The organism is Comamonas resistens, assembly GCF_030064165.1.
Taxonomy (GTDB): domain Bacteria; phylum Pseudomonadota; class Gammaproteobacteria; order Burkholderiales; family Burkholderiaceae_C; genus Comamonas; species Comamonas resistens.
On record NZ_CP125947.1, the window covers coordinates 1,240,818 to 1,260,706 of the forward strand.

20 protein-coding genes are annotated in these 19,889 nt (G+C 60.4%); 15 read left to right on the forward strand and 5 right to left on the reverse strand.

The annotated features are described in order from the left end of the window. Window positions 1–221 precede the first annotated feature (221 nt). Window positions 222–710 (reverse strand): peroxiredoxin, encoded by a 489-nt coding sequence (locus tag QMY55_RS05610; RefSeq protein ID WP_283487691.1) that lies wholly within the window; start codon window positions 708–710, stop codon window positions 222–224. Window positions 711–849: 139 nt separating this feature from the next. Further along, complete coding sequence (locus QMY55_RS05615) at window positions 850–1,218, reverse strand: Mth938-like domain-containing protein (RefSeq protein ID WP_283488890.1); 369 nt, start codon at window positions 1,216–1,218, stop codon at window positions 850–852. A 166-nt stretch (window positions 1,219–1,384) separates the two neighbouring features. Between QMY55_RS05615 and QMY55_RS05620 the strand changes: the two genes are divergently transcribed. The 9 genes from QMY55_RS05620 to QMY55_RS05660 all read left to right on the forward strand — a co-directional run bounded on the left by QMY55_RS05620 (window position 1,385) and on the right by QMY55_RS05660 (window position 11,327). Continuing rightward, window positions 1,385–2,674, forward strand: coding sequence for a pyridoxal phosphate-dependent aminotransferase (locus QMY55_RS05620; RefSeq protein WP_283487692.1), 1,290 nt, complete (start codon window positions 1,385–1,387; stop codon window positions 2,672–2,674). A 68-nt stretch (window positions 2,675–2,742) separates the two neighbouring features. Next, complete coding sequence (locus QMY55_RS05625; protein ID WP_283487693.1) at window positions 2,743–4,077, forward strand: homoserine dehydrogenase; 1,335 nt, start codon at window positions 2,743–2,745, stop codon at window positions 4,075–4,077. Between the two features lie 239 nt (window positions 4,078–4,316). Next, window positions 4,317–5,507, forward strand: coding sequence for a hypothetical protein (locus tag QMY55_RS05630; RefSeq protein ID WP_283487694.1), 1,191 nt, complete (start codon window positions 4,317–4,319; stop codon window positions 5,505–5,507). A gap of 157 nt (window positions 5,508–5,664) precedes the next feature. Beyond that, window positions 5,665–7,089: a threonine synthase gene (thrC, locus tag QMY55_RS05635; RefSeq protein WP_283487695.1), complete on the forward strand. Its 1,425-nt coding sequence runs from the start codon at window positions 5,665–5,667 to the stop codon at window positions 7,087–7,089. Between the two features lie 127 nt (window positions 7,090–7,216). Further along, complete coding sequence (gene mobB / locus QMY55_RS05640; protein ID WP_283487696.1) at window positions 7,217–7,759, forward strand: molybdopterin-guanine dinucleotide biosynthesis protein B; 543 nt, start codon at window positions 7,217–7,219, stop codon at window positions 7,757–7,759. A 14-nt stretch (window positions 7,760–7,773) separates the two neighbouring features. Next, on the forward strand, window positions 7,774–9,030 hold the full coding sequence (locus tag QMY55_RS05645; RefSeq protein ID WP_283487697.1) for a molybdopterin molybdotransferase MoeA: 1,257 nt from the start codon (window positions 7,774–7,776) through the stop codon (window positions 9,028–9,030). A gap of 11 nt (window positions 9,031–9,041) precedes the next feature. Further along, window positions 9,042–9,296: a molybdopterin converting factor subunit 1 gene (gene moaD, locus QMY55_RS05650; RefSeq protein ID WP_283487698.1), complete on the forward strand. Its 255-nt coding sequence runs from the start codon at window positions 9,042–9,044 to the stop codon at window positions 9,294–9,296. Between the two features lie 241 nt (window positions 9,297–9,537). Continuing rightward, window positions 9,538–10,965, forward strand: coding sequence for a short-chain fatty acid transporter (locus QMY55_RS05655; protein ID WP_283487699.1), 1,428 nt, complete (start codon window positions 9,538–9,540; stop codon window positions 10,963–10,965). Next, window positions 10,962–11,327 (forward strand): recombinase family protein, encoded by a 366-nt coding sequence (locus tag QMY55_RS05660; protein WP_283487700.1) that lies wholly within the window; start codon window positions 10,962–10,964, stop codon window positions 11,325–11,327. The genes QMY55_RS05655 and QMY55_RS05660 overlap by 4 nt, the downstream gene beginning before the upstream one ends. A 199-nt stretch (window positions 11,328–11,526) precedes the next feature. Here the strand turns inward: QMY55_RS05660 and QMY55_RS05665 are convergent, their stop codons facing one another. Further along, window positions 11,527–11,850 (reverse strand): hypothetical protein, encoded by a 324-nt coding sequence (locus QMY55_RS05665; protein ID WP_283487701.1) that lies wholly within the window; start codon window positions 11,848–11,850, stop codon window positions 11,527–11,529. A gap of 3 nt (window positions 11,851–11,853) precedes the next feature. Beyond that, window positions 11,854–12,108, reverse strand: a complete 255-nt coding sequence (locus QMY55_RS05670; protein ID WP_283487702.1) for a hypothetical protein — start codon at window positions 12,106–12,108, stop codon at window positions 11,854–11,856. A 53-nt stretch (window positions 12,109–12,161) separates the two neighbouring features. Between QMY55_RS05670 and QMY55_RS05675 the strand changes: the two genes are divergently transcribed. After that, a complete protein-coding gene (locus QMY55_RS05675; RefSeq protein WP_283488891.1) occupies window positions 12,162–12,626 on the forward strand; it encodes a molybdenum cofactor biosynthesis protein MoaE in 465 nt (154 codons plus the stop codon). 161 nt (window positions 12,627–12,787) lie between these two features. Here the strand turns inward: QMY55_RS05675 and QMY55_RS05680 are convergent, their stop codons facing one another. Continuing rightward, window positions 12,788–13,681, reverse strand: coding sequence for a DMT family transporter (locus QMY55_RS05680; RefSeq protein WP_283487703.1), 894 nt, complete (start codon window positions 13,679–13,681; stop codon window positions 12,788–12,790). A 208-nt stretch (window positions 13,682–13,889) separates the two neighbouring features. Here QMY55_RS05680 and QMY55_RS05685 point away from each other — a divergent pair, with 208 nt between their 5' ends. The 5 genes from QMY55_RS05685 to QMY55_RS05705 all read left to right on the forward strand — a co-directional run bounded on the left by QMY55_RS05685 (window position 13,890) and on the right by QMY55_RS05705 (window position 19,851). Further along, window positions 13,890–14,732 (forward strand): helix-turn-helix domain-containing protein, encoded by an 843-nt coding sequence (locus QMY55_RS05685; RefSeq protein WP_283487704.1) that lies wholly within the window; start codon window positions 13,890–13,892, stop codon window positions 14,730–14,732. A 125-nt stretch (window positions 14,733–14,857) separates the two neighbouring features. After that, window positions 14,858–17,470 (forward strand): ATP-dependent chaperone ClpB, encoded by a 2,613-nt coding sequence (clpB, locus tag QMY55_RS05690; RefSeq protein WP_283487705.1) that lies wholly within the window; start codon window positions 14,858–14,860, stop codon window positions 17,468–17,470. 25 nt (window positions 17,471–17,495) lie between these two features. Then, window positions 17,496–17,852, forward strand: a complete 357-nt coding sequence (locus tag QMY55_RS05695; RefSeq protein ID WP_283487706.1) for a hypothetical protein — start codon at window positions 17,496–17,498, stop codon at window positions 17,850–17,852. 122 nt (window positions 17,853–17,974) lie between these two features. Then, window positions 17,975–18,337, forward strand: coding sequence for a hypothetical protein (locus tag QMY55_RS05700; RefSeq protein ID WP_283487707.1), 363 nt, complete (start codon window positions 17,975–17,977; stop codon window positions 18,335–18,337). 74 nt (window positions 18,338–18,411) lie between these two features. Then, on the forward strand, window positions 18,412–19,851 hold the full coding sequence (locus QMY55_RS05705; protein WP_283487708.1) for a coniferyl aldehyde dehydrogenase: 1,440 nt from the start codon (window positions 18,412–18,414) through the stop codon (window positions 19,849–19,851). The last annotated feature ends 38 nt before the right edge of the window (window positions 19,852–19,889 follow it).

Here is a 19,889-nt window from a genome sequence, read left to right on the forward strand (position 1 = left end):
AGTGGACGAACCGTTCCTCAACAAGATTCAAAAAGCACAAAGCCGCCTGGAAACCGAGGCGGCTTTGGTTGGGTGAGCTGAAAAAACTGCATAGCACTGAGGCATGCCTCATTATGCATAGCTACCGGTGTGCGAAATCGGAATTTGCTGTTTCAGCTTGGTTAAAGACTTTGAAACGCTTTGCGCGTATATGGTGTTTCAAAATCTTTGGGTGCTGCCGCTCAGGCAACCTTCTTGTCTTGGGCCTTCAGAGCCTTGACGGCCTTGAGAACTTCATCCACATGACCGGGAACCTTGAGGCCGCGCCACTCCTGGGCCAGCAGACCGTCGGCGCCGATCAGGAAGGTGGAGCGCTCGATACCCTTGACCTTCTTGCCGTACATGATCTTGTTCTTGACCACGCCGAACATGTGGCACATTTTTTCTTCGGTATCCGCAATCAGCTCGAAGGGCAGTTCCAGCTTTTCCTTGAAGTCATCGTGCGACTTCATGTTGTCGCGCGAGACGCCAAACACCGTGGCGCCAGCCTTCACGAAATCCTTGTATTTATCGCGGAATTGCATTGCTTCCGTGGTACAACCGGGCGTATTGTCCTTGGGGTAGAAATACAGAATCAGAATCTGGCCATTGTGCGAGGTGTTGGACACCTTGATGCCGCCAGTCGCGCTGGCTTCAAATTCTGGAAGGGGTTTGTTGACAACGATCGCCATGCGTTTGTATCTCTCGGGTGTAGTCGTTGAAATGCCGAAGGCGCCGGTGGTATTTTTGTTTTTATCTATCGAACGCCCCCAACCGCAACCTGCGATTTTACTCTGAAATACGTGTTTCTCTCAATGACCCCTTATAAGCCTATGCCTGCAAGAGGGCCGCAATGACATTGCGACCTTCTCCGGCAAGGACGTTGTAGGTACGGCACGCCGAGGCCGTATCCATGGCTTCCAGGCCAATACGTTTTTCCATCAGCGGCTTGAGCCAGGCGGGAGGGGGAAAGCGGTTTTTGCTTCCGCTGCCGAAAATGATGACCTCGACATCAAGCATGGCCAGTTCTTCGAAATCACCGGCGGTCAGATCCTCAAAGCGCACAGGCCTCCAAGGCTGCAGCATGCCGCGTGAGCCGACCAGCATGCTGGTTTCATGATTTTGTTTATCAACCGCAATCCAGCCCTGGCCGTAGCCGGTGATGGTCTGCGCATCGGATTTGTCTGCCTGGAATTTCATGATGAAGAGTGTGCGCAATCGGCGCGCTTGGCGAGGGCGATGGCTGCTGTCTCCATACAGAGGGGGGGGGGACATTGCTGCAGCGCGGAACTGTGTTCAAATTATAGGTTTCACCATGGCGTTTATTGCGCCATGGCGTGTCTGAAATCCTTTTGCATTGACTCGCATGAAAACCGTTCAAAAATCCGCCAAATTAGCAAACGTCTGTTACGACATCCGCGGGCCGATCATGGACGCGGCGAAGAAGATGGAGGATGACGGCCAGAAGATCATCAAGCTCAATATCGGCAATCTGGCTGTGTTCGGCTTCGATGCGCCTGAAGAAGTTCAGCAGGATATGATCCGCAACCTGCCCAACTCGGCAGGCTACTCCGACAGCAAGGGCATCTTCGCGGCGCGCAAGGCTGTGATGCACGAGACGCAGCACCAGGGCATCAAGGGCGTGACGCTCGACGATATCTATCTGGGCAATGGCGCGTCCGAGCTGATCAGCCTGGCCACCAATGCACTGCTGGACAACGGCGACGAAATGCTGCTGCCAGCGCCTGACTATCCGCTGTGGACGGCTGCCACTAGCCTGTCGGGCGGCACGCCCGTGCACTACATGTGCGACGAGGCCAATGGCTGGATGCCCAATATGGCCGACATCCGTGCCAAGATCACGCCGCGGACCAAGGGCATCGTCGTCATCAATCCCAACAACCCCACGGGCGCGCTGTACTCCAGGGAGCTGCTGCTGGAAATCGTGGAGCTGGCGCGCGAGCATGGTCTGGTCATCTTCGCGGACGAGGTCTACGACAAGGTGTTGTACGACGATGCCAAGCACACGCCTCTGGCCAGCCTGTCCATCGATGTGCTGACGCTGACTTTCAACTCGCTGTCCAAGGCCTACCGCAGCTGCGGCTATCGTGCGGGATGGATGGTGATCTCGGGCGACAAAAAACCTGCCAAGGATTACATCGAGGGCTTGAACATGCTCTCGAACATGCGCCTGTGTGCCAACGTGCCCGGCCAGTGGGCCGTGCAGACGGCGCTGGGCGGTCACCAGAGCATCGACGAACTGGTCAAGGAAGGCGGCCGTCTGCGCGTGCAGCGCGATCTGGCCTGGGAGTTGATCAATGCCATTCCAGGCGTGAGCTGTGTCAAGCCGCAAGGCGCGCTGTACATGTTCCCGCGCCTGGATCCTGCGGTCTATCCGATCCAGGACGATCAGGAGTTCTTCCTTGAAGTGCTGCAGGAAACCAAGGTCATGCTGGTACAGGGTACAGGCTTCAACTGGCCCGAGCCCGATCACTTCCGCATCGTTTTCCTGCCGCATGAGGCGGATCTGCGCGAGGCCATCAACCGCCTGGCAGCCTTCCTCGAGAAATACCGCAAGCGCCATGGCACGGACAAGCCCAAGGCAGTGCCGGCCGAGAAGGCGCTCAAGCCTGCCAAGGCTGAGAAAGCCGCGTAACACATCTTTTTGATAGCTGATGGCGCTTGATTTTCAAGCGCTTCAGCGCTTTTTTGACCTTAGAACTTATGAAACCCATCCAAGTAGGCCTGTTGGGCATTGGCACCGTAGGCAGCGGTACTTTCAATGTGCTGGAACGCAATCAAGACGAGATTCGCCGTCGTGCGGGTCGTGGCATTGAAATTACCATGGTCGCCGACTTGGATACCGATCGCGCCAAGAGCGTGGTGGGTGACAAGGTCAAGGTGGTCGGCGATGCACGTGAAGTCATCGCCAACCCCGATATCGATGTGGTGGTCGAGCTGATCGGCGGCTACGGCATTGCCAAGGCCCTGGTGCTGGAAGCGATCGCGGCCGGCAAGCATGTGGTCACCGCCAACAAGGCACTGCTGGCCGTGCATGGCACGGAAATCTTCAAGGCTGCGGCCGAGAAGGGCGTGATGGTGGCCTATGAGGCCGCCGTGGCCGGTGGCATTCCCATCATCAAGGCTCTGCGCGAAGGCCTGACCGCCAACTCCATCCAGTGGGTGGCGGGCATCATCAACGGCACGACCAACTTCATCCTGTCCGAAATGCGCGACAAGGGCCTGGACTTCGACGTGGTGCTCAAGGAAGCGCAGCGTCTGGGCTACGCCGAAGCCGACCCCACCTTCGACATCGAGGGTGTGGACGCTGCCCACAAGGCCACGCTGATGAGCGCGATTGCCTTCGGCATTCCAGTGCAGTTCGACAAGGCCTATGTGGAAGGCATCACCAAGCTGGCCGGTGCCGATATCCGTTACGCCGAACAACTGGGCTACCGCATCAAGCTGCTGGGCATCACCAAGCGCACGGACAAGGGCATCGAGCTGCGCGTGCACCCCTCGCTGGTGCCTTCCAAGCGTCTGATCGCCAATGTGGAAGGCGCGATGAACGCCGTGGTGGTGAACGGCGATGCCGTGGGCACCACGCTGTACTACGGCAAGGGCGCAGGCTCCGAGCCTACCGCCTCGGCCGTGATTGCCGATCTGGTCGATATCGCCCGCATGGACGGTTCCGACCCCGCCCACCGCGTGCCTGCCCTGGCCTTCCAGAGCAGCAGCCTGGCTGCCGCCGGCAGCGAACTGCCCGTGCTGCCCATGGCCGAAGTCGTGACCAGCTACTACCTGCGCATTCGCGTGGCCGATGAGGCGGGCGTGCTGGCCAAGATCACCGGCCTGCTGGCCAATGCCGGCATCAGCATCGATGCCGTGCTGCAGCGCGAAGCCGATGAAGTGGGCGGCGAAGGCTCGACCCAGACCGACCTCATCATCCTCACGCATGACACGCGTGAAGGCGATATGAACAAGGCCCTGGATGAAATCCAGAGCCTGCCCACGGTGCTGGCACCCATTACGCGCATCCGCAAAGAAGAGTTGAACTGAGTTCACCCCCTGAGCGGCCCCGCCGCTTCACCCCTCTCTCTACGCGCTGCGCGCTAAGGGAGGGGGCGATACCTTCGCTGCGCGGCGGCGCTTGCTCGGTATCCCTTAGTTGGAGTGCGCTTGATTTGTGTCCTGTGCTTTTCAGGAGAATTCTGATGTCCTGTTTCGCTCGACTAGATAGTTCCCCCGCTCAGCGCGATCAGCGCACCGCTTTATTCAGCAAAGGCTGGCGTCATTGGATGCTGGCCTTTTTTGTTTTTGCGGCCACTGCGGTGCAGGCTGCGCCGGTTGATGTCTATCGCGGCACGCTGGGCGGCTCTGAAGTGGTGCTGGAGCTGCGCAAGCCCGATGCCGATGGCGAGCTGCAAGGCCGTTACTTCTATCTGCGCCATGGTGTGGATATTCCGCTCAAGGGGACGCTCAATGCGCTGGCTGAAGCCTTGCCGCTTAATGATGGGTGGAGCCGCTCGCAGCCAGAGCTGCCAATCTTTGCGAATGAGCAAGAGCGCAGCGTGAAGTGGAATGTGGCGCAGCAAGGCGATGCACTGACCGGCGAGTGGGTGGATGGCATTCATGGCAAAAAACTGCCGCTAAGCCTTCAACGTATTGCGCAATATGATCCTGAAAAGATAGCGCCGCGCGGTGTGGAGGCGGTGACTTTGGCAATCGTTCAGGGCGCGGGCAGCGGTGTCTCGCAAGATGAGGTGATCTCTGCGCAGAGCACGCCCTATGACTATCTGAAGCTTGGCGAGCAAAAGCTGGAGCAGGGCAAGGAAGTGGTACTTGCTCCAGACCTGGCTTGGCGACCTGTGCGGGACACGCGCACCAAGTTCTGGTATCCGCGGCTGACCCGTCACCCGGATGCCAAGATATTGGCTCAGACCAATGCCGTGCTGGAGCAGCGCCATTGGGGCATGAGCCTGGCTGCTTTGGGTTGCCGAAGTGCCATCTATCGTGACAACGGCCCGGAGGCTGGGACTTTGGGCTATTTCGATCACGAAAGCATTGCCGTGACCTATCTGAGCCGCGCCATGATGAGTGTGGTGGAGTCTGGCGCCACGGGCTGCGGCGGTGCGCACCCCAATAACCACTACGACCCTTTTGTGCTGGATTTGCTGCAGGGTGGCTATATGGACTTCACCCGTTTGTTCAAGGGAGCAAAGTATGGCGACTACAAGCTGGAACTCAGCGAGCAGATGCAGGGCTTCATCCGCAAAGCCGTGGGCAAATACTCCAAGGATGACAAGGAATGCACGGAGGTTCTGCCCAGCTATATGGCACTGATGCTCGATAAGCCGGACAAGATGAGTTTTGTGATTTCCGGCATCGGCCACGCCATGGGCGTGTGCCTGGGCAGCGGCGTCAGTGTTCCATTCAAGATGCTCAAGCCCTATATCAAGCCGCAAGCAGAGCGCTATTTCCAGCGCTGAGGCCATCACCCAAGGCACAGCAGCGATACCGCGTTGGCCGGTCTCTTCAATGGCGCATGGTGGAGGTGGAACTGCTGGCTGATAATGGAGAGCTTGGCGGCATGACTTCTGCCTGTTTGCCTGCCCGTTCCGAATTTTAGTTTTTGGCGAGTTTGAGATGCTGTATCTGTCCACCCGCGGCCATGCTGACCGCAAGCGTTTTTGCGATATTTTGCTGGCCGGTCTGGCTCCCGATGGTGGTCTGTACCTGCCCGTCGAGTACCCCCAGATTGACGACGCCAAGCTGAGCCAGCTGCGCGAGACGCTGGCCACCAAGGGCTATGCAGCGCTGGCCTTCGAGATTCTGTCGCTCTATATCGACGATATTCCTGCTGCCGATCTGCAGGCTTTGTGCGCCAAGACCTATACCAGGGAAGTCTTTGGCACGGACGCCATCGTGCCCGTGCGCCAGCTGGACGGCGTGCTGCACATCGAAGCCCTGTCCAACGGCCCCACGCTGGCCTTCAAGGACATGGCCATGCAACTGCTGGGCAATCTGTTCGAGTACGAACTGGCCCGCCGCAATGAAGAGCTGAACATTCTGGGCGCCACCAGCGGTGACACCGGCAGCGCGGCCGAGTACGCCATGCGCGGCAAAAAGGGCGTGCGGGTCTTCATGACCAGCCCCCACGGTCGCATGAGCCCCTTCCAGCAGGCGCAGATGTTCAGCCTGCAGGACGAGAACATCCACAACATCGCCATCGAAGGCGTGTTTGATGACTGCCAGGACATCGTCAAGGCCGTCTCCAACGACCACGCCTTCAAGGCCCAGTACAAGATCGGCACGGTCAACTCCATCAACTGGGCGCGTCTGCTGGCCCAGGTGGTCTACTACTTTGCTGGTTACCTGCAGGCTACTCAATCCAACGACCAGAAGGTTAGCTTCACCGTGCCTTCGGGCAACTTCGGCAATATCTGCGCAGGCCATGTGGCGCGCCAGATGGGTTTGCCGATTGCCAAACTGGTGGTGGCGACCAACGAAAACGATGTGCTGGACGAGTTCTTCCGCACCGGCGTCTACCAGGTGCGCGGCTCGGCCAACACCTACGAGACATCGAGCCCCTCGATGGACATCTCCAAGGCCAGCAATTTCGAGCGCTTTGTCTTCGATTTGGTGGGCCGCGACGGTGCACGTACCCAGCAACTGTTCGCCGAAGGCGTGGCCAAGGCGGGCAAGTTCGACCTGAGCGCCGACCCAGCCTTCAAGGATGCGGCCGGCAAGTACGGTTTTGTGAGTGGCAAGAGCACGCATGCCGACCGACTGGCCACCATCAAGGACACCTTTGAGCGCTTTGGCCAGATGATCGACACCCATACCGCTGACGGCGTGAAGGTGGCGCGCGAGCATCTGGGAGCGGAGCCTATGCTGGTGCTGGAAACCGCCTTGCCCATCAAGTTCGCGGCCACGATTGAAGAAGCGCTGGGCCGCCAGCCTGAACGTCCTGCCAAGTTCAACGGCATCGAAGACCTGCCCAAGCGCGTGGTCGTGATGGCTGCTGACGTGAACAAGGTCAAGGCTTTTATCGCTGAAAACTGCAAATAAAACCTTGCGGCGTTAAGCTGGAAAAGCACCTGTAGCTTGGCGGCAGGTGCTTTTTCTTTGAATGAAATTGGCCTTTTGCGCTTATCCATCAAGCGCTGATAGCTATCAAAAGCATATTGAAATCAAGATGAAGGTCATAGGCTTTGCCGGGTATTCGGGCGCGGGCAAGACCACGCTGGTCGAGGCCCTGGTGGCGCTGATGAAGCAGCGCGGGCTCAAGGTCTCGGTCATCAAGCATGCCCATCACCACTTCGATGTGGACCGCGAAGGCAAGGACAGCTGGCGCCACCGCAAGGCCGGAGCCTATGAAGTGCTGCTGGCCTCCGACAAGCGCATGGCGCTGATGCGTGAGTATGAGCAGCCCACCGAGCTGAGCGTGAGCGACATGCTGGCGCAGCTGGACCCTGCGGTGGACTGGGTGCTGATAGAAGGCTTCAAGCATGGCGAGCTGCCCAAGATCGAAGTCTGGCGACAGCAGCAGGACCGGCTGGACAAGGGCAAGAGCCAGGCGCCTCTGTACCCTCATGACGCCATGGTGATGGCCGTGGCCACCGATGCAAATCATGATCTGCCGCAGACTCCGACCCAGCCTGTGCTGGATTTGAGCCAGCCGCAGGCCGTGCTGCAGTGGCTGCTGGATCACGCAGACTCACTGCAATACAGGAATTAAGGAAAGACACCGCAATGCAAGCCCCACAGACGCCTCGCAAACCCCTCAAGCCTCTGGATGACGCCCTGCAGGAGCTGCTGGCCCATGCCCAGCCGATGGCGGGCGTTCAGCAGGTCGATACCTTCGATGCCGATGGCCGTGTGCTTTTGCAGGCCGCCGTTTCGCCGTTGCAGGTGCCACCCCAGGACAATTCGGCCATGGACGGCTATGCCGTGCGCGCTGCCGAATGTGCGAGCGCAGACGCCGTGCTGCCCGTGTCCCAGCGCATTCCTGCGGGTACGGCGCCCGAGGCGCTGGCTGCTGGCTCCGTCGCCCGCATCTTCACGGGCGCGCCCGTGCCTGCCGGCGCGGACGCCATCGTCATGCAGGAAGACTGCGAAGTGCTGGGAGATGGCCGCGTGCGCATCAAGGCCCAGCCTGTGGCCGGCCAGTGGATTCGCCGCTCGGGCGAAGACATCACCCAGGGAGCGACCGTGATCGAAGCCGGCACGCGTCTCACGCCCGCGCATCTGGGTCTGGCCGCCAGCATGGGCTTTGCCAGCCTGCCCGTGGCGCGCAAGCCGCGCGTGGCGCTGTTCTCCACGGGTGACGAACTGGTCATGCCCGGCACCGTGGCGCCCCAGGATATGAAGCCCGGCAGCATCTACAACAGCAACCGCTTTTTCCTGCGTGCGCTGCTGCTGCGCATGGGCTGCGAGGTCACGGATCTGGGCATCGTTCCCGATGACCGCGAAGCCACGATTGCCGCACTGGCCGATGCGGCCATGGACCATGATGTGATCGTCACCAGCGGCGGCGTCTCCGTGGGCGAGGAAGACCATATCAAGCCTGCCGTGCAGCAGCTGGGCCAGCTGGATCTTTGGCAGATCAGCATCAAGCCGGGCAAGCCCTTTGCCTATGGTCGCGTCAATCGCGAATATGGTTCGGGCTTTGCCCATTTCATCGGACTGCCGGGCAATCCGGTCTCCAGTTTTGTCACCTTTCAGGTGCTGGTGCGGCCCTTTTTGCTGCGTCTGCAGGGCGTGCAGCAAGTGCTGCCGCGCTCCATTGCGGCGCGGGCCGATTTTGTTTGGCCCAAGGGCGACAAGCGCCGCGAGTTTCTGCGCGTGCGCTACAACGAGCGCGGGGGGCTGGAGCTGTTCAAGAATCAGAGTTCGGGTGTGCTGACTTCCACGGCCTGGGGCGACGGCGTGGTGGACAACCCTGCCAACACCACGATTGCCGAAGGCGACAGCGTGCGCTTTATTCCATTTGCCGAGCTGATGGCCTGAAGGAGACGGACATGAACCAGATTACCGTGCGTTATTTCGCCTCCATCCGTGAAGCCATGGGCACAGGCCACGAAAGCCTGCAGACAGCGGCGGCCACCGTGGATGCACTGCGTGCCGAGCTAATGGGCAAAAGCGATGCCGCCGCCCAGGTGCTGGCCGAAGGCCGTGCCGTGCGCATGGCGCTGAACCAGGACATGTGTACCGGCGATGCGGCTTTGAAGAGCGGTGACGAAGTGGCTTTCTTCCCGCCCGTCACCGGCGGCTGAGCGCCGTTTCTGCTCTGCCCGCAAAGGCCTGCGCTTTCCAATAGCTCAGGCTTTTTTCATCGCCGGGCCGCCCCAAGGTGAAAAATCCCTCCTCGGGGAGCATGGGCTGCCATTTTTCATACGTAAGTCTCCTATCGTGTGATTGCTTACTAGGGTTAACCCAGGAGAGTTTTCACCAGGCTGACGCCTTTCCTTCATGACAATCCGCGCTTTCTAAAAGAGAGACAGAAAGCGCTTACTCATGACAACTCACGTCAATATGGAGGAAACCCGCTCTGCGCGCTTTGCCATGCGCTGCGCCAGCTGGGCGGAAAAGTGGTTCCCGGATTCCTGGGTGTTTGCCGTGGTCGGCATCTTCATCGTGGTGCTGGCTGCCTTTGCGATCGGTGCGCCTGCCGCCGAAACCAGCAAGGCTTTCGGCAAAGGCTTCTGGAGCCTGATTCCCTTCACCATGCAGATGGCATTTGTGGTGATTGGCGGCTATGTGGTGGCCAGCTCCAAGCCGGCATCCAAGTTGATCCACGCCCTGGCTCTGGTGCCCAAGACCGGCCGTGGCGCCGTTGCCTGGGTGGCTTTTGTATCGCTGACCGCATCGTTGCTGAACTGGGGCCTGAGCCTGGTGTTCGGCGGCCTGCTGGTCAAGGCGCTGGCACGCCGCACCGATATCAGAATGGACTACCGCGCGGCCGGTGCTGCCGTCTATCTGGGCCTGGGCGCCGTATGGGCGCTGGGCATTTCCTCGTCGGCCGCGCAGCTGCAGGCCAACCCCGCCAGCCTGCCGCCCGGCATTCTGGCCATTACCGGCGTGATTCCATTCACGCAGACCATTTTCATGTGGCAGTCCGGCGTGATGCTGGCCGTGCTGATGGTGATTTCCATCGTTGTGGCCTATATGACTGCGCCTGGCGAAAAAACGGCGCGTGATGCCGGCCAGTGCCAGGTCGATCTGAGCGAAGAAGTGGTCAAGGAAGTCAAAAAGCCCAGCCGACCCGGCGAATGGCTGGAGTACAGCCCCATTCTCATCATCCTGTTGGTGGCGCTGACCGTGGGCTGGATGGTGGAGGAGTTCTCCAGCAAGCCTTTCATTCAGGCGATCTCGGGCCTGAACACCTACAACCTGCTGTTCCTGATGGCCGGTGCGCTGCTGCACTGGCGCCCGCGCAGCTTTCTCGATGCCGTGGCCCGTGCCGTGCCCACCACGACCGGCGTGCTGATCCAGTTCCCGCTGTATGGCGCCATCGCGGCCATCATGACGGACGTCAAGGGAGTGGATGGTGCCAGCATCGCCCACCATATCTCCACCTTCTTCACCAGCTTTGCCACGCACGACACCTATGCGCTGCTGATGGGCACCTACTCGGCCGTGCTGGGCTTCTTCCTGCCCTCTGGCGGCGGCAAGTGGATTGTGGAGGCCCCCTATGTGATGCAGGTCGCCAACGATCTGCAATACCACCTGGGCTGGGCCGTGCAGATCTATAACGCGGCCGAGGCGCTGCCCAATCTGATCAACCCCTTCTACATGCTGCCGCTGCTGGGCGTGCTGGGCCTGAAGGCACGTGATCTGATCGGCTACAACTTTGTGCAACTGCTGGTTCATGCGCCGGTGGTGCTGTTCCTGTTATGGTTCCTGGGTCAGACCCTGAGCTATATCCCTCCCGTAATGCCATGACCCAAGCTACCGATTTGCCATCCACCGAGGCTGCGCCCGCAGTCAATCCGGAGATCAGCTCCCGAACCCGCAAGGCTTTGGCCGAAGCGCGCGAGCGCGGTGTGAAGCTGGGCACGGCTGGCGCGGCCAATATCCGCGCCACGGTGGAAAAGCGCAAATCGGCGGCCGATGCCTTTGCCAGGCAGCATGAAGCGCTGTTTGTGCAGTTGCAACAGCAGGGTCTGACCCACCGCGCCATGGCGGCCGAACTCAATGCCCGTGGCATTGCGGCAGCCAAGGGCGGGGAGTGGACCCATGGTCAGGTGCAGCGCATTCTGAATCGCTATGCCGACTGGAAGGCAGCTCAATCAGACGCAGCCTGATCGGTTGTACGCATGAAAAGGCACCCCACGCTCCCCGCTGTGCGTGGTCGCTACCCCTCCGAGAGGGCCTGGGCACCCCCGGCGTTTTTCATCTTGGGGCGGCCTGGCGATGAAAAAAGCCGTGCAGTGAAAACTGTACGGCTTTTGTTTTGATAGCTGTCAGCGCTTGATGGATAAGCGCTTGAGGCTGGTTTGATACTTATTCTGCATTGCCGGCTGGTAGCAGCGGCGCTCGCCACTCCAGCAACTCGGCCACGCGCTGCACGATCCAGCCGGCCTCGGGCGGGCTGACAACCGAGCCTTCGGCCGCCAGGCCCGCATGCATGCCCAGCAGCACCTGTTCCTCGGAGGAGTTGCCCGAGTGGTAAAGAGTCTGTGCCTGCTCGGTCAGATGGCAGGCCAGGTCTTCGCAGAGTTCATAGCGCGCCACCACCTCGGCAATGGGGGCGGACAGCTTGCCGCTGCGTGTGCGAAACAGCTCGGCAAAACTCGGTGGAGGCTGAATCTGGCTGGTGTCGTCCATGGCTCAGCTCGGCTCGAACAGGCGCTCGAAACGTGCCAGGTCGTCGGCCAGCTCGCAGGTGATGAGCTGGCCCGACTTGTTGTCGCGCTTGCGGTGGGCCGCAAACAGCGTGGCCTTGCCCTTGAAGTTGTAGTCGGGCAGATGGATCAGCTCATAGGGATAGGGCACAAAGAGCTGGAATTCGAAAATCATCCGGTGCTCGTTGCGCGGCGACGGGTACAGCGTGTACTCGGGCAGATTGATGGTTTGTGTGGCCATGGCCCAATGCTAATGCGCAGCACATGCCCATGCAGGCCTGCGACAATGTGGGCATGACTGCTGCACGTGTTTCCATCCAGACCCAGGACTTTGATCTGTCAACCGAAATTGCCGCCCTGCGCGCCGGCGATGCGCGCGTGGGCGCGGTCTGCAGCTTTGTGGGCACGGTGCGCGACCGCAACGAGGGCGATGCCGTCTCCAGCATGGAGCTCGAGCACTACCCCGGCATGACCGAGAAATCCATTGAGGCCATCATCGACAAGGCCGTGGCGCGCTTTGGCATCTTTGGCGCAAGAGTGATTCACCGTATCGGCCTGATGCAGCCCATGGAGCAAATCGTGCTCGTGGCCGTGACCAGCGCCCATCGCGGCAAATCCTTCGAGGCCTGCGAATACATCATGGACTACCTCAAGTCCGAAGCCCCATTCTGGAAGAAAGAGCAGACCGGGCAGGGGGCGCGCTGGGTGGATGCGCGTGTTAGCGATGAGCAGGCATTGGCGAGATGGGCTACCCCCTGAGTCGCTGACGCGCCTTCCCCCAAGGGGGACGACACCTGCGCGGCGGGGCGGCCCTTGCTTGATGTCTCTGGCTTGGAACATGCTTGTCCCGGGTGCAAGGGCTTGGTCTTGCGCTTCAGAGTCAAAAAGCGCTATTGCGCTTATCTATCAAGCGCAAGCTGCTATGCCTTTTGTAGTTTCGCGCTTTGCAGCCAGCGTGGTGGCCTGAAGACCAGCACATTGCCGGCCATCACCAGGGCCAGGCCCAGCAGTCCCGCTGCAGTCCATTCATAGCCTTCCACCACGGCCGAGATATTGAGCGCCACAATGGGAAACAGTACCGTGGCATAAGCGGCTTTCTCGGGCCCAAGTCGGCCCACCAATGTAAGGTAGGCGGTAAAGGCAATCACCGAGCCGGGAATGGCCAGATACAGCAGTGCGCCTGTGTATTGCAGGCTGGTATCAAAGCGCCATGGCAGACCGGCGATCAGTGCATACGCCACCAGCAGCAGCGTGCCGGCCAGCATGCCCCAGGCATTGGTGTGGAGAGGCTTGTAGCCCAGGCCCTGCAGCGATGCAGAAAGCATGTTCCCGCAGGAAAAGCACAGCGTTCCGCCCAGCGCCCACAACAGACCTTGCCAGCTGGCGTGCTGACCCTGCTGTAGCTCCGGCCAGAACAGAATCATCAGACCCGTCAGGCCCAGAGCACTGCCTGCGAGCACATTGGGTGCAAGCCTGCGCCCATGGATGGCTCGCGCCAGCAATGCATTCCAGATGCTGGCACTGGAAAACACCACGGCAGCCAGACCGCTGGTCAGGGTCTCGCTGGCGTGCATGAAGCAGACAAAGTTCAGGCTGAACAGGCATAGCCCCTGGCCCAGCACGCGTGGAATGGCTGCGCCGCGGGGTGTGCGCCACTGGCGGGCCAGCAGCAGCCAGGCAAAAAGTACCAGGGCAGCAAAACCAAAGCGGTAGGCGATGGACAGCTCTACGGGTACGCTGCCCAGTTGCATCTTGAGAGCGATCCAGGTGGAGCCCCAGATCAGCACGACCAGGGCGTAAAGAGGCAAAAGCATGGCAAGTCTTGGTGCTTGGAAGAGCCAAGATCTTGCGCGCCTGGATCGGCTCTGCGTTGCACATTCCTGCGGTTTTGTGGCGCTGCAGCAAGCGCGGCCAGATGGCTGGAGCCACAATGCAGGCATGCCCGCCAGCGCTGTATCCGCCCCATCGCATCTCAGTCATGTTCTGGCTCGGTCACGTGCCCAGATCAGGCGCAGAGCGGGTTTGAGCCAGTCGCTGGAATTGGCAATCTGGGCCAATCGCGATGATGAGGTGCACTACCGCCAGCAAGGGCATCACACGCTGTCTGTCTATCTGGCCGGAGGTCAGGGCTCGCAACTCAAGGACGATGCACTGGCCCGGGGCGAGGCAGGGCGCTTTTGCGTTCTCCCGGCCGAACATGAATCGCGCTGGCTGGTGCGTGAGCCCGTGCAGTTTCTGCACCTGTATGTCTCGGATATTGCCTGGGCCGACCGAGTGGTGCGCCTGCTGGATGCCGAGCCGCGCAGCATTACGCTGACACCGCAGATTTATTCCCAGGATCCAATCTATGCGCAATGGGCGCAGGCGCTGTGGCGGCTGGACTGGAGTGGGGCCCACGACATATGGCAGGCGGATTGCCTGAGCCAGCAAGTGCTGGACAGGCTGGTGCTGCAATCGGCGGCGCCCTGGCAGCGGCACAAGCTGCTGAAACCGTTGGGTGGCCTGTCATCCACGGCCCGGCGCAAGGTGCTTGACTATGTGGAGGCCCATCTGGCTGACAGCAAAGCCCTGAGCTTGCCCGCGCTGGCGCAGGTCGTGGCCTTGTCCGAATATCACTTTGCCCGCATGTTCCATCAAAGCATGGGGTGCACCGTGCATGACTGGGTCATGCAGCGGCGTTTGCAGCAGGTCTGCGCCCGCCTGCAGGGCAGTGCAGGCGGTGAGAGGGGGCGCACGCCGCAGCTGGCATGGCTGGCTGCCGAAATGGGGTTTGCCAATGCCAGTCATTTGTTGCGCAGCTTTCGCAAGCACTATGGGCTTACTCCTACGCAACTGGCCCGGTGCTGGCGCGATGCTTTAACTTGATATACCGCAAGCAGGGCGGCTATAGATTCGTTTTTGCTGTTTTTTTGCGCATCAGGGTCTTGAAACCCCCTGTTTGACTATCAGATAAATGGCAATGAATCTGATTGGAGCGAAAGCGACAAACCATGCGAATTGACAAACTGACGACCAAATTCCAAGAAGCCTTGGCCGATGCGCAGTCTCTGGCGCTCGGTGCGGATCAATCCACTATCGACCCCCTGCACCTGCTGGTGGCCATGCTGCGCCAGGACGACGGCCCGCGCGCGCTGCTGCAGCGTGCCGGCGGCAATGTGCAGCAACTCAAGAACCTGGCCGAACAGGCCATGGCCGATCTGCCGCGCGTGCAGCAGCAAGGCGATGTGCAGGTCGGCTCCGAGCTGGCTCGCCTGCTGCAGGCCTCGGAGAAAGAAGCCCTCAAGCGCGGTGACCAGTTCATCGCCAGCGAGCTGTTTTTGCTGGCGCTGGCCGATGCCGCAGGCTCGGCCACGCGTGCCGGTGCCTTGCTCAAGCAGAGCGGCGTGAGCAAATCCAGCCTGGAAGCGGCCATCAATGCCGTGCGAGGAGGTCAGAACGTGGACAGTGCAGAAGCCGAAGGCCAGCGCGAAGCGCTCAAGAAATACACGCTGGACCTGACCGAGCGCGCCCGTATCGGCAAGCTTGACCCGGTGATCGGCCGCGACGACGAGATCCGCCGCGCCATCCAGGTGCTGCAGCGCCGCAGCAAGAACAACCCCGTGCTCATCGGCGAGCCCGGCGTGGGCAAGACCGCCATCGTCGAGGGCCTGGCCCAGCGCATCGTGGCCGGCGAGGTGCCCGAGAGCCTGCAGAACAAGCGCGTGCTGTCGTTGGACATGGCAGGCCTGCTGGCCGGTGCCAAATATCGCGGCGACTTCGAGGAGCGCCTCAAATCCGTGCTCAAGGAAATCGCTCAGGACGAAGGCCGCATCATTCTTTTCATCGACGAGATTCACACCATGGTGGGTGCCGGCAAGGCCGATGGCGCCATGGATGCCGGCAATATGCTTAAGCCCGCACTGGCGCGCGGTGAGTTGCATTGCGTGGGTGCGACCACGCTCGATGAATACCGCAAATACATCGAAAAGGATGCAGCGCTGGAGCGCCGCTTCCAGAAGGTCATCGTGGACGAGCCTTCGGTGGAGGACACCATCGCTATCCTGCGCGGCTTGCAGGTGAAGTACGAGGCGCACCACAACGTCGATATCACCGACCCGGCCATCGTTGCCGCTGCGGAGCTGAGCCACCGCTACATCACCGACCGTTTCCTGCCCGACAAGGCCATCGACCTGATCGACGAGGCTGCGGCCAAGATCAAGATCGAGATGGACTCCAAGCCCGAGGTGATGGACAAGCTCGAGCGCCGCATGATCCAGCTCAAGATCGAGCGCGAAGCCATGAAGCGCGAAAAGGATGACGCCTCGCAAAAGCGTCTGCAGCTGATCGAAGAGGAGCTCGGAAGCCTGGAGCGCGAGTACGCCGACCTCGAAGAGATCTGGAAGGCCGAGAAAGCCAGTGCGCTGGGCTCGGAGCAGATCCGCAAGGAAGTGGACCAGTTGCGCGTTCAGATTGACGAGTTCAAGCGCAAGGGCGATTTCAACAAGGTGGCCGAGCTGCAATACGGCAAGCTGCCGGCGCTGGAAAAGCAGTTGCACGAAGCCCAGGTCAAGGAAGAAGGCAAGGACGGCACGGCGGCCAACAAGCTGCTGCGCACGCAAGTCGGTGCCGAGGAGATTGCCGAGGTGGTGAGCCGTGCCACAGGCATTCCCGTGGCTAAGATGATGCAGGGCGAAAAAGACAAGCTGCTGCACATGGAGGACAAGCTGCATGAGCGTGTGGTGGGGCAGGAGGAGGCTATCTCCGCCGTGGCCAATGCCATCCGACGCTCGCGCTCGGGTCTGTCCGATCCCAACCGTCCTACAGGCTCCTTCCTGTTCCTGGGCCCTACGGGCGTGGGCAAGACCGAGCTGTGCAAGGCACTGGCCGGATTCCTGTTTGATAGCGAGGACCACCTGGTGCGAATTGACATGAGTGAGTTCATGGAAAAGCACTCTGTGGCACGCTTGATTGGTGCGCCTCCCGGCTATGTGGGCTATGAAGAAGGTGGCTATCTGACGGAAGCCGTGCGCCGCAAGCCCTATAGCGTGCTGTTGCTGGACGAGGTGGAGAAAGCCCACCCCGATGTCTTCAATGTGTTGCTGCAGGTGCTGGACGATGGCCGCCTGACTGATGGTCAAGGCCGTACGGTGGACTTCAAGAACACCGTGATCGTCATGACCAGCAACATTGGTTCACATTTGATTCAGGCCATGGTGGGCGAGGAGGCAAATGATGTGAAGGAAGCGGTCTGGGGGGAACTTAAAAACCATTTCCGACCCGAATTCTTGAACCGCATCGATGAAACCGTGGTCTTCCATGCCCTGGATGCCAAGAACATCGAGGCGATTGCCAAGATCCAGCTGAAACTGCTGGAAAGCCGTCTGCAGAAGATGGAGCTGAGCATGCAGGTGTCCGATCAGGCTCTGGCCGAGCTGGCCAAGGTTGGATTCGATCCCGTGTTCGGAGCCCGTCCGCTCAAGCGTGCGATCCAGCAGCGTATTGAAAACCCGCTGTCCAAGCTGTTGCTTGAAGGCAAGTTTCCGCCCAAGAGTACGATTGCAGTGACAGTTGACCCGGTGAATGATCCCGGGGTGTTCCGGTTCGAATCTGCGGCCACCGCCTAAGATCGGACTTTAGAGAGGTATTGCTTTGAACGATTTCGCCACCACCGCAACCCGTTGGGCCGTCCGCATCATGCTGATGCTGGTGGGCCTGGTGTTCTTCCTGTGCCTGATGGCCGTGGCGGCCCTGATCGCTTTGGCCTGGGGCGTGCGGGCCCTGTGGGCCAAGCTCACGGGTCAGCCCATCATGCCCATGAGCTTCGGCTCCATGAGCCCGTTTGCGGGCTGGCAGACGGTGTACCGCTCGGGTGCGGAGTGGATGGCGCAGTCGTCGGGCGATACCGACGCGAAAAAGGAAGCGCGCGAGACCCGTATGCGCCGTGGCGTTCTGCCCGGTACCGGTGAAGTGACCGATGTGCAGCCGCGCGAGGTCCATGAATCCTGATAGAGCTGCGAGCTGATCGCCAACAAAGAGCCTGCGCTTGTATGTGTCAGGCTCTTTTTTTTACGCGGTACTTACCTCGCTTGCGCTGAACTAAGGACGAATTCAAATTCTTCGAGGGCACAATGGCAAAAAAGACATCTGAGCAAAAAGCTGCAGAGGAGCGCCGCTACATTGCAGCCTGCGGTGCCGCCAATGCACAAGAGCTGGAGCCTTTCCTGACGGATCCCAATCAAGCCATCCGGGCGACTGCAGCGATGAATCCTGATGCAGATGCCGAGATTCTTGACCGCTTTGCAGATGACAGGTTCTGGGGCGTGCGCATGGAAGTCGTTCGCCATGCCAAAGTCGGCGAAGCCACGCTGCGCCGCTTGCTGGAGTCGAGGCCGGCGAAGCGTGGCTTGGTACACCATGCCGCGCGCGCCAAGCTGGAAGAGCGCGGCATCGCATTTGGCGCAGATGGCATGCCGCTGGAGATGCCTGGATGAGGGGATGCTGGTCCGATACAGGCACTGGCTTGGGTAAGAATGAAAACGCGTGAACAGAGGTTTTGAAGACAGGCATGAACTACATGGACTTGCACCGCATCTTTGACTTGCAATACCAAGCCAGCCGCGCGCAGGTTGATGTACCTGTGCTGGTGCGCCGTGAGCGTTTGCTGCGCCTGCAGAAGATGCTGGATGAGAATGGCGAGCAGCTTTGCACCGCAGTGCAGCAGGATTTTGGCGTGCGCTCCGAGCGCTGGACCGAGATGCTGGATCTGATGCTGGTGCGAAACATGCTCAAGCACACGCTCAAGCATCTGGGCAAGTGGGCCAAGCGCCAGCGCGTGCGCACGCCGCTGATGCTGCAGCCGGGCAAGGCCTGGGTGGAGCGCCAGCCTTTGGGCGTGGTCGGTGTGATCTCGCCCTGGAACTATCCGATTCAGCTGTCGCTGGCACCTGTCATCACGGCATTGGCCGCAGGCAATCGAGTCATGCTCAAGCCCAGCGAGCTGACACCACATACCTCTGCCAAGCTGGCGCAACTCGTGGCCCAGTTTTTTGCGCCAGAGGAGTTCTGCGTCATCGAGGGCGATGTGGGCGTGGCGACGCAGTTTTCAGGCCTGCAGTTCGACCATCTGCTGTTTACAGGTTCGACGGCTGTGGGACGCCGCGTGGCACAAGCCGCGGCCGTGCACCTGACGCCGACGACGCTGGAGCTGGGTGGCAAATCGCCTTGCATCATTGCCCAGGATTGCGATATCGAAGCCGTGGCGCTCAAGGTGGCCTACGGCAAGCTGGTCAATGCAGGCCAGACCTGCATTGCCCCTGACTATGTGTTGCTGCCACGCGGGCAGGAACTGGTCTTTGCCGAGGCTTTCAAGGCGGCGGTGCAGAGGCTGTACCCGCGCATCTCGGGCAATCCCGACTACACGGCCATCATCAGCAAGCGTCATCTGGCGCGGCTCAAACAGATGCTGCGGCAGGCGCAGAGCCTGGGTGCGCAAGTGCACTGGATGCATGAGGCGGCCGCTCCGGCAGCCGACGGCGACAGCACTGCCTGGGGTGATGCGGTGGAGCGTCAGCTGGCTCCAGCTCTGGTCTTTGGCACCACGGGCGAGATGCAGCTCATGCAGGAAGAGATCTTTGGCCCCATCCTGCCCGTCATCTCATACGAGCGCATTGAAGATGTGATCAATGCCATCAATGCCAGCCCCAGGCCGCTGGCGCTGTACTGGTTTGGCAACGATGAGGCCGAGCGCGATGCGGTGCTGACCCGCACCGTCAGCGGTGGTGTCTGCGTGAATGACACCCTGCTGCATGTGGCCCATGACAACCTGCCTTTTGGCGGTGTGGGAGACAGTGGCTGGGGTGCTTATCACTCGGAGCAGGGCTTTTTGCGCTTTGTCCATCAGAAGGCGGTCTTTGTGCAGTCGCGTTGGGCTGCGACGTCCTTGCTGTATCCACCGTTCGGCGAGAAATTCGACCGCATGATGGACTTCATGCGACGCTGGCTTTGAGCGACTGGCGAAGCCTATTGCAGGCTTTGCCTTCAATC

Coding starts and splice junctions, on each gene's coding strand:
- QMY55_RS05610 (WP_283487691.1), bottom strand. CDS start 710: ATGGCGATCGTTGTCAACAAACCCCTTCCAGAATTTGAAGCCAGCGCG.
- QMY55_RS05615 (WP_283488890.1), bottom strand. CDS start 1,218: ATGAAATTCCAGGCAGACAAATCCGATGCGCAGACCATCACCGGCTAC.
- QMY55_RS05620 (WP_283487692.1), top strand. CDS start 1,385: ATGAAAACCGTTCAAAAATCCGCCAAATTAGCAAACGTCTGTTACGAC.
- QMY55_RS05625 (WP_283487693.1), top strand. CDS start 2,743: ATGAAACCCATCCAAGTAGGCCTGTTGGGCATTGGCACCGTAGGCAGC.
- QMY55_RS05630 (WP_283487694.1), top strand. CDS start 4,317: ATGCTGGCCTTTTTTGTTTTTGCGGCCACTGCGGTGCAGGCTGCGCCG.
- thrC (WP_283487695.1), top strand. CDS start 5,665: ATGCTGTATCTGTCCACCCGCGGCCATGCTGACCGCAAGCGTTTTTGC.
- mobB (WP_283487696.1), top strand. CDS start 7,217: ATGAAGGTCATAGGCTTTGCCGGGTATTCGGGCGCGGGCAAGACCACG.
- QMY55_RS05645 (WP_283487697.1), top strand. CDS start 7,774: ATGCAAGCCCCACAGACGCCTCGCAAACCCCTCAAGCCTCTGGATGAC.
- moaD (WP_283487698.1), top strand. CDS start 9,042: ATGAACCAGATTACCGTGCGTTATTTCGCCTCCATCCGTGAAGCCATG.
- QMY55_RS05655 (WP_283487699.1), top strand. CDS start 9,538: ATGACAACTCACGTCAATATGGAGGAAACCCGCTCTGCGCGCTTTGCC.
- QMY55_RS05660 (WP_283487700.1), top strand. CDS start 10,962: ATGACCCAAGCTACCGATTTGCCATCCACCGAGGCTGCGCCCGCAGTC.
- QMY55_RS05665 (WP_283487701.1), bottom strand. CDS start 11,850: ATGGACGACACCAGCCAGATTCAGCCTCCACCGAGTTTTGCCGAGCTG.
- QMY55_RS05670 (WP_283487702.1), bottom strand. CDS start 12,108: ATGGCCACACAAACCATCAATCTGCCCGAGTACACGCTGTACCCGTCG.
- QMY55_RS05675 (WP_283488891.1), top strand. CDS start 12,162: ATGACTGCTGCACGTGTTTCCATCCAGACCCAGGACTTTGATCTGTCA.
- QMY55_RS05680 (WP_283487703.1), bottom strand. CDS start 13,681: ATGCTTTTGCCTCTTTACGCCCTGGTCGTGCTGATCTGGGGCTCCACC.
- clpB (WP_283487705.1), top strand. CDS start 14,858: ATGCGAATTGACAAACTGACGACCAAATTCCAAGAAGCCTTGGCCGAT.
- QMY55_RS05700 (WP_283487707.1), top strand. CDS start 17,975: ATGGCAAAAAAGACATCTGAGCAAAAAGCTGCAGAGGAGCGCCGCTAC.
- QMY55_RS05705 (WP_283487708.1), top strand. CDS start 18,412: ATGAACTACATGGACTTGCACCGCATCTTTGACTTGCAATACCAAGCC.